Source organism: Mesorhizobium sp. M0678 (assembly GCF_040320505.1).
In the GTDB taxonomy this organism is placed as follows: domain Bacteria; phylum Pseudomonadota; class Alphaproteobacteria; order Rhizobiales; family Rhizobiaceae; genus Mesorhizobium.
Window position 1 is genome coordinate 22,443 of record NZ_JAMYPT010000037.1, and the last position, 8,410, is coordinate 30,852.

Consider the following 8,410-nt stretch of genomic DNA (forward strand, 5'->3'; position numbering starts at 1 on the left):
CCACGAACGGCTATACGAACAGCCATCTGATGACGTCACGGCGCTTTGCGCCTCTCTTCTGGACGCAGTTCCTGTCCGCCTTCAACGACAATTTCCTCAAGAACACGCTGGTGTTCCTTATTCTGTTCACCCTGGCGGCGGACAAGGCAGCATCACTGGTCACGCTGGCGGGTGCCGTCTTCATGGCTCCTTTCCTGCTCCTGTCCGCCCTTGGTGGCGAGATCGCCGACCGGTTCGACAAGGCGCTCATCGCCCGTCGGCTGAAATTCACCGAGATCGCCGCTGCGGCTGTCGCTGTCGTTGGAATCGCGCTGTCGTCGATCCCGGTGCTGATGATGGCGTTGCTCATGTTCGGCATCATCTCGGCACTGTTCGGACCGATCAAGTACGGCATCTTGCCGGATCATCTCGAGCGCAAGGAATTGCCTCGCGCCAATGCCTGGATCGAATCGGCAACCTTCGCCGCCATCCTCGGCGGCACTATCGCCGGAGGCGTCGTCTCGGCCGATGGCATTGGCGTCTCGGTGTTCGGGCCGATCATGATGACCCTTGCCGTGGCCTGTTGGTTTGTCAGCCGCTACATTCCGTCCACCGGTTCTGCGGCTCCCGACCTAGTCATCGACAAAAACATCTTTCGCTCGACCTGGCGACAGGTGAACGGTTTGCGTGCCGACAAGCGGATCTGGCGCGCCGGACTGATGACGTCGTGGTTCTGGCTGATCGGGGCCATTGTCCTTTCGATCCTGCCTGCGTTGGTCAAGGATTCGCTCGGTGGCGGAGAAATCGCTGTCACCGCCTATCTCGCGGTGTTCGCCGTCTCGATCGCCATTGGCTCTGCCATAGCCGCATGGATGTCGCAGGGCCGCATTGTGCTCTTGCCAGCCCCGGTTGGCACTCCGTTGATGGCACTATTCGGCTTGGACCTGGCCTGGACCATCTGGGGTATGCAGCCTTCGCTCGGGGCCGAAACGCTCGCAATATTCTTCGCCGGGCCAAACACGGTCCATGTTGCGATCGACCTTGCCGGCATGGCTATTGCCAGCGCCTTTCTTGTCGTACCGACGTTCGCCGCCGTACAAGCCTGGGCGCCCGAAGCCAGCCGCGCTCGCGTCGTCGCCGCCGTGAGCATCGTCAATGCAGGCTTTATGACGGTGGGCGGCATACTTGTTGCCGCGATTCAAGCAGCGGGCGTCTCCACTGGAGGTATCCTGTTCGGCCTCGCCGCACTCAACGTGGTCGCCGCCTGGCTGATGCTGAGATATCTGCCAACCAACGCCTTCCGCGACTTCGTTTCCATTCTGTTCCGAGCCTTCCATCGTCTGGAGGTGGAGGGGCTGGAAAACCTCCAGGCGGCCGGCCCGGCACCCATCCTGGCGCTCAACCATGTCAGTTTCCTCGACGGGCCGCTGGCTTTGACGCTGACGGATGAGGAGCCGGTGTTTGCCATCGACTACACCATCGCCCAAGCCTGGTGGATGAAGCCGTTCATGAAACTTGCGCGCGCTGTGCCGCTCAATCCGGCCAAGCCGATGTCGACCCGCACGCTTATCAAGGTCGTGCAAGGCGGCGATCCGCTTGTCATCTTCCCCGAAGGCCGGATCACCGTGACCGGCGGCCTGATGAAGGTCTATGACGGTGCCGCCATGGTGGCCGACAAGACCGGCTCGATGGTCGTGCCAGTGCGCATCGACGGCCTGGAGAAGAGCTATTTTTCGCGGCTGAGTTCGCTGCATGTGCGCCGCCAGCTGTTCCCAAAGGTCAAGGTGACGATACTAGAACCGGCCAAACTTGAAGTACCGCCGGATCTCAAGGGCCGGAAGCGCCGCGCAGCGGCGGGTGCTGCCCTCTACCAGGTCATGTCGGATCTCGTCTTCCGCACCCAGGACATCGACAAGACTGTGCTGGAGAAGATCATCCAGACGGCGAGCGAACGCGGCATGAAGCAACTGGCCGTGCAGGACCCCGTCACCGGTTCGCTGAGCTACGGCAAGCTGCTGACAGCCGCCGCCGTGCTTGGCGAGAAAATTCAAAAACCTCTATGCCGGCCAGCAGACGCTCGGCATCATGCTGCCCAACGCTAACGGCGCCTGTGCGACGCTGCTCGGCATCATGTCCGCCGGCAAGGTTCCGGCGATGATGAACTTCACTGCCGGTGCGGCCAACATCCTCTCCGCTTGCAAGGCCGCCGAGGTGCGCACCGTGCTGACTTCACGCGCCTTTGTCGAACAAGCGAAACTTGGCGCCGTGGTCGAGGAACTCGGCCGCTCGGTCGATATTGTGTGGCTTGATGATCTGCGGGCCACCATTGGCCTCAAGGACAAGCTGCTCGGCCTTTTGCGCAAAAATAGACCCCGGGTCGCCCGCAAGCCCGGCCAACCGGCGGTGATCCTGTTCACCTCAGGTTCTGAAGGCACGCCTAAGGGCGTGGTGCTCACCCATCGCAACATCCTGGCTAATGCCGCCCAGGCCGCCTCGCGTATCGACTTCCATTCGGGCGACAAGGTCTTCAACGTGCTGCCGATCTTCCACTCGTTCGGCATGACAGCAGGTACGGTGCTGCCGCTGATCTCGGGCGTGCCGGTCTATTTCTATCCCTCCCCGCTGCACTATCGCATCGTGCCGGAGTTGGTCTACGCATCGAACGCGACGATCATCTTCGGCACCGATACGTTCCTCAGCGGCTATGCGCGTACGGCACACCCTTACGACTTCCGCTCAGTGCGCTATTGCTTTGCCGGCGCGGAACCGGTCAAGGCTTCTACGCGCGCGACCTATATGGAAAAGTTCGGCCTGCGCATCCTCGAAGGCTATGGCGTGACCGAAACCGCGCCCGTGATCTCCATCAATACGCCGATGTACAACCGCTCCGGCAGTGTCGGCAAAATCATGCCGGGGATGGAGTACCGCCTGGACCCGGTGCCTGGCGTAGAGGATGGCGGACGGCTTTTCGTGCGCGGGCCCAATGTCATGGCAGGCTATCTGCGCACCGAGAAGCCGGGCGTGCTCGAGCCGCTCGAAGACGGCTGGCATGACACCGGCGACGTCGTCGCCGTCGACGACGTCGGCTTCATCACCATTCGAGGCCGCGCCAAGCGCTTTGCCAAGATCGGTGGCGAGATGATTTCGCTGGCCGCCGTCGAGGCGCTGGCGGGCGAATTGTGGAAAGGCTCGCTCTCGGCGGTCGCCGCCGTGCCAGATGCGCGCAAGGGCGAAAAGCTGGTGCTCATTACCGAGGCCGTCAACGCCACACGTGCCGAATTCCTGGCCTTCGCCAAGGCCAACGGCGCCATGGACCTGATGGTGCCGGCCGAAGTGCGCGTCGTTGCGAAAGTGCCTGTCCTCGGCTCAGGCAAGCTCGATTTCTCCGCTGTGACCAAAAAGGTGAGCGGCGAAGACATGAAAACCCAAGCGGGCTTGACAATAGCCGACTGAGGAAGTCGGCCTGTTTGCCCAATCACGTGAAACTAGGCTAGACGCGGATGCATGCAGTTTCGAACGAGGCTTCGACTCGCTTCTTGTAAAAAATAGGCAACGTTGAATGCTGACATTCGATGGCTACCACGCCTCGGGCCTGTCGATGCCGTCGAAGAAGGTGACGGGGCAATCTGACGCCGGCAGACCTGCCCAAGGAAGGCAGCTATTCAGCCGGGAATCTCCCGAATTGTCCGGGAGTTAGCCTATTGCCCGTTGTTTAACTCACCAGAAACTCACTGGAGATGATGCATTATCGACGAAACTATGCGGGAAGCGTTGCCTTGGATATCGGCTCTCAGTCCAACACGGAAGCAAGCGAACCTCAAATGCAGTCTGTCTCACAACACTGCGCTGGCTATAGCCAAGTTCAATTCATCAGTCTCGTTGCAGAATTCGTTGTCAATAAGTCACTTGCGCCAGCAAGATAAATCGAGCCATTGCCGTTCATCTCGATCCGGTTGACCACAAAGATGCGAGGCTTACTGTCTGTCGACAATGCACCCCCACCTGTAAGAAAAAGCTTTTGTGACGGCAGATAGACTATACCGCCTAGATCTGTATCGCCACCGCCAATGATCGTGGAGGTTCTCTCCACGCCTTGGGGTTTTTGAGCTAGCGCGATCCCCAACCACGGGCCGCTGGTCGGCGCCGTCAGGCGTAGCTTGGCGCCGGCCTGCATTGTGGTGGTGGCCTGATCGTCGAGTAGAACGATGGTGGTACCGTCAGCTGCATCGAGAACCGCGCCGGAGGAGAGCGAAAGCCCTCCCGTCCTGATAACATACGTTCCCGCGGCAAGATTGACCACCGCTCCGACCGATAGAGTGAGCCCTCCACAAAAAGTGCCGGGAACGAGATTTGCGGTGGCGTTTTTGATCACCAGGTTATTGTAGGTGCAGACATTGTCTGTTGGCCAGACCAGTCGGGAGATAATGGGATCTGCCAGCTCTTTCTGATTAAAAAGCGGTTGAGGGTTGAAGCCGGCAGACGGCCCGGAGGGGCCGACGACTGACGTCACCAATGTCCTGATGGACGATGAGCCATTCGTGGCTAGCGCAGACCCCGATCTTGAATTCACCTGCGCAACGCATTTCTGGCCATTTATCGACGAAGACCCCGAATTCGACCATGCGTTCGAGGCGGACCGATCTAACACGAGAAGACAGACTGGGTATCGCGGATAGGCAATCGCGGTTGCGCTTCGGCTAATATCAAGTTTATCGACGCCAAGGATTGCCGAGAAGGCCAATTCCTGCGGTTGGTGCAATACGACCGTCACGATTGTGGGATTGGTTGATCCAACCGTCTGGTGGGCGTCACCACTATAGGGACTTCGCGTGGCCACAAAGGTGGGGCTGGCGAAAGTATCAACGTTCTCCTGACGCTGTTCCGACGTCATATCGCTGCTGTTCGCGCTTGCCACCGCCAACTGAAGGGCCGTGGAGTCGGCTCCCTCCTGCAACTGTTGGGCAGTTCGGCTCACGCGCGCAAAGTCTATCGCCACTCCGACGCCCAAAAGCACGACCGGCAAGACCAACGCAAACACCACGGCGAAGTTGCCGCGTTCTGAACGCCAAAATCGTTCGGTCACCCGCATGGAAGCCCCCTTCATTTAGCTGGGACTAACCTAGAGGCAGCATGTTGAGGGTCCGTTTCGCGAGCCGGTAAAGTTGTCTCGATCGCAAATCAGCTTGCGGGGAGCAGCTGAATCAGCGTCTCAAATTCACCACGATGACGCCGCCGAGCGCCAGTGCGCCGCCGTCTGGCGCCGGTCTGGCGATCGTCAAGGCCGGCGCCATTTCGATTGGATGTTCGAGCTGCCCGAAACCACAGGACCTAAGTCTGACCGCGTTGGGCAATGATCCTGCGCACAATGGCGCCTGGAACTTGCACGGCGGGTTGAAGTTGATAGCGTCGTCATGCGTATCCTTCCCTTCATGCGCTGATAGGGTCCGCTCCCACTGCTCGCACAGTGGCGAGCGGACCCTCGATCGCGCCCGCCTGCAGGAAGCCGCCAAGACCTGCGACCTCAAACGAAATAAGAACAAAAATGTCAAGAGCGCCTTGACCGGAGAGGAATTTGTTCCTTATTTCTGTTTCAATCTGAGGCGGGAAGGAATGGTCGCGAAGTGCCAAAAGCGCTGGTCGGCGAAGCTATGGCAAAAACAGCGGAGGACAATTTCCGGATCGAGGTTTGGGACCGCGAGGAGAAGGCGCTCGTTGAGACGATAAGTCGATCGCCGATTCGAGCGTCAGCCAGGCCGCCTGGCAGGCAGCTATCAGGCGCCGGCCGGGGATGCTGCTGATCCACTACAACAGCCGGCATGTGATGGAGAAGATCGTTACACCAGGCGAGCCCACGGTTCCGCCGCATGCCATCGTTGCGGGTAGCGTGCACGCCGGCCTCGACGTATCGCTTGGCGATCTGCGCGAATGGCACACGCTGCGCGCTTGGTGCAAAAACTGCTCACATCATGCCGAGGTGAAGGCCGCTGGCCTGGTCCGGCCCTATGGCAAAGATGCGCTGTTCAGCACGGTCGAAAGGGCCCTGTTCTGTACGAGCTGTGACAGAGGCGGCCCGGTCAGGTTGGAGATCCACAAGCTGCCGAGGAACTGAAGCGCTCGCCTCGTGGGGAAGGTGGCCGGCGCCGCTTGGGGGGCGTTGGGGTAGTTTGCCTGAATAGGCGCCGGCCGGGCGGGTTGGGGTCCGCCGCGGTGAATAGTACCGAACTCGGCGATTCAGGTAATTCCGCGATCACGGAAGACGGCCTACGCGCACCCGTCGGTTTCGCTTTCCTCGTCAACCGTCTTCACTGCCAGGTAGGCGTTGGTTTCCAGCCACTCGCCAAAGCACAACCTGGATGAGGTCCATTCGGCCAATTTTCATCTCAGCGGGCGATGGAATTGGGCGCGTCCTCCGTGGGCTCAAGTCAATGGGGTGCGATTCAAGATGGTCGGAAGATCGGCCCGCGACATGTCCTTACCGGAGCTGATCAGGTCGAACAGGCCGACCACCAGGACAAGGCTGGTGTTCTTGATCATGACGATGATGGTGTTGGCCAGCGCCGGGATCGCCACCTGGATCGCCTGCGGCAGGATGACGAGATATTGCGTGCGCCAGAAGGGCAGGCCGAGCGCCGCCGCGGCCTCGTATTGGCCATTCGGGATGGCCTGCAGGCCGCCGCGGATCACCTCGGCGAGATAGGCCGCGGCGAAGATGGTGAGGGCGACCAGCGCACGCACGAACTTGTCGGGCAACAAGGCTTCGGGCAGGAACAGCGGCATCATGATCGATGCCACGAACAGGATGGACAAGAGCGGCAGCCCGGTCGGGCGCCGGCAGGCGTACGCAAGTACCCGAGGAAGGAACCCGCGGGCCACAGGCCAGCGGGTTCGTTCATCGGCCTCATTGCGGTCATTCAAGGGCTCGCTACGGAGTGACTGCTTCTGGCGCGACCGAGCCGGCCGAAGGGTTCGGCTCCGCCCTACTGCCGTGGAGCGTTCTACGTCGCGGTTGGGTGGTGAGCAGACCTCTGGTTCGCTAGAGTCCCAAGTTTCCACAGGGCTGCAGACCGAAACCCGGAAAACGCTTATCTCATAGTAAGCTGATGCATCTGGACCGCCTATGGTGAAGCCGACCGGATCCAACGAGGCAGTGAGGATCGAAGACCTTGACGACGCGGGGCTGGTTGAACACGCGCGTCAGCGTGACCCCGCCGCATTCTGGTTAATCATCAAGCGTCACAATCAGCGGCTTCACCGGGTCGCCCGCGCCGTCCTGAATGACGACACTGAGGCGGAGGACGTACTTCAGGAGACCTATATCCACGCCTTCACCCATCTGGCCGAATTCCGCGCGGAGGCGCGGCTGTCGACCTGGCTCACCCGGATCGCGCTGAACGAGGCGCTGGGACGCCGCCGGAAAAGGCGGCCCACTGTCGACGTGAAAGCCATCGAAGGCATGGTCGCTCCATTCAGCGCCCACAACCCTGATCCCGAAGAAGCAGCCGCGCTCGTTGAAATCCGCGGCCTCCTGGAGGGGGCCGTCGGTGGCCTGCCAGAGCCCTTTCGCATCGTCTTTGTCATGCGGGACGTTGAGGAAATGAGCATTGAGGAAACGGCTTTTCTTTTGGCATTGCGACCTCAGACAGTGAGCACCCGCCTTTATCGCGCACGCCGGCTGCTTCGCGAGGCGCTGCGTGACAAGCTCACCACCGTGTTCACGGATACGTTTCTCTTCGCTGGCGCCCGTTGTGACCGCCTCGCGCAATCAGTCTTAGATCGGCTCGCAATCAGCCTGGTTCGAAAGAATACTCATCTGTTGAATGTGGCGACCGAGCGCACGTAGACGCAGTCCACGCCGAGATTACGCCGGCTTCTTTCGCGGGGCTTTTGTAGCGGGACACGGGAATATTTCGGCGCCCCGGACCATCTAATCGTCGGGCAAATGCATTCGGCGCCGCGGTGCTGACAGCGGTGTTGAATCAACAAACATAGGAGACCGCTATGCAGGGCGCACTTCACCTATCCCGGCGTCAGTCGCTTCAGGGACTTGTCGTACTCGGTGCCGGAGCGGCACTCGGCGGCATCGCGCGGCCTTCTCCGGTATTGGCACAGGACATATCGGACGAGGACATTTTCCGCTTTGCGCTCAATCTCGAATATATGGAGGCTGAATACTACCTCCGCGGCACCACCGGAAAGGGTATCGACGACGCCGATGCCGGCTCGAAACCGGGCGATGTCGTCGGCGGAAAGAAAGTGTCCTTCGAAACACCCGCCATCGGCCAATTCATGCAGGAAGTTGCTGAAAACGAACTTGCGCACGTCCGATTCTACCGCAAGACGCTTGCAAAGAACGCCGTCGACAGGCCGGCCATAGATTTCGATGCGGGGTTCAAGGCGGTTACGGAGGCAGCTGGCCTCGGGCGGGACTTCG

5 protein-coding genes and 1 pseudogene are annotated in these 8,410 nt (G+C 60.4%); 4 read left to right on the forward strand and 2 right to left on the reverse strand.

The features are described from left to right. The first annotated feature begins 29 nt into the window (after positions 1 to 29). Positions 30 to 3,432: pseudogene (locus tag NKI29_RS31360) on the forward strand (acyl-[ACP]--phospholipid O-acyltransferase). Positions 3,433 to 3,841: 409 nt separating this feature from the next. Here NKI29_RS31360 and NKI29_RS31365 read toward each other — a convergent pair. Then, on the reverse strand, positions 3,842 to 5,068 hold the full coding sequence (locus NKI29_RS31365) for a pilus assembly protein TadG-related protein (protein ID WP_352798431.1): 1,227 nt from the start codon (positions 5,066 to 5,068) through the stop codon (positions 3,842 to 3,844). A 699-nt stretch (positions 5,069 to 5,767) separates the two neighbouring features. Between NKI29_RS31365 and NKI29_RS31370 the strand changes: the two genes are divergently transcribed. Beyond that, the gene (locus NKI29_RS31370; protein ID WP_352798433.1) at positions 5,768 to 6,088 is read left to right on the forward strand and encodes a hypothetical protein; all 321 of its coding nucleotides are present in this window, start codon (positions 5,768 to 5,770) and stop codon (positions 6,086 to 6,088) included. A 308-nt stretch (positions 6,089 to 6,396) separates the two neighbouring features. Here the strand turns inward: NKI29_RS31370 and NKI29_RS31375 are convergent, their stop codons facing one another. Continuing rightward, positions 6,397 to 6,786, reverse strand: a complete 390-nt coding sequence (locus NKI29_RS31375; protein ID WP_502896746.1) for an ABC transporter permease subunit — start codon at positions 6,784 to 6,786, stop codon at positions 6,397 to 6,399. Positions 6,787 to 7,096: 310 nt separating this feature from the next. Here NKI29_RS31375 and NKI29_RS31380 point away from each other — a divergent pair, with 310 nt between their 5' ends. Together NKI29_RS31380 and NKI29_RS31385 are read left to right on the forward strand one after the other, a co-directional pair. Further along, on the forward strand, positions 7,097 to 7,819 hold the full coding sequence (locus NKI29_RS31380; RefSeq protein ID WP_352693759.1) for an RNA polymerase sigma factor: 723 nt from the start codon (positions 7,097 to 7,099) through the stop codon (positions 7,817 to 7,819). A gap of 158 nt (positions 7,820 to 7,977) precedes the next feature. After that, positions 7,978 to 8,410 (forward strand): ferritin-like domain-containing protein (locus NKI29_RS31385; protein ID WP_502896747.1); only part of this gene is annotated, 433 nt, incomplete at its 3' end.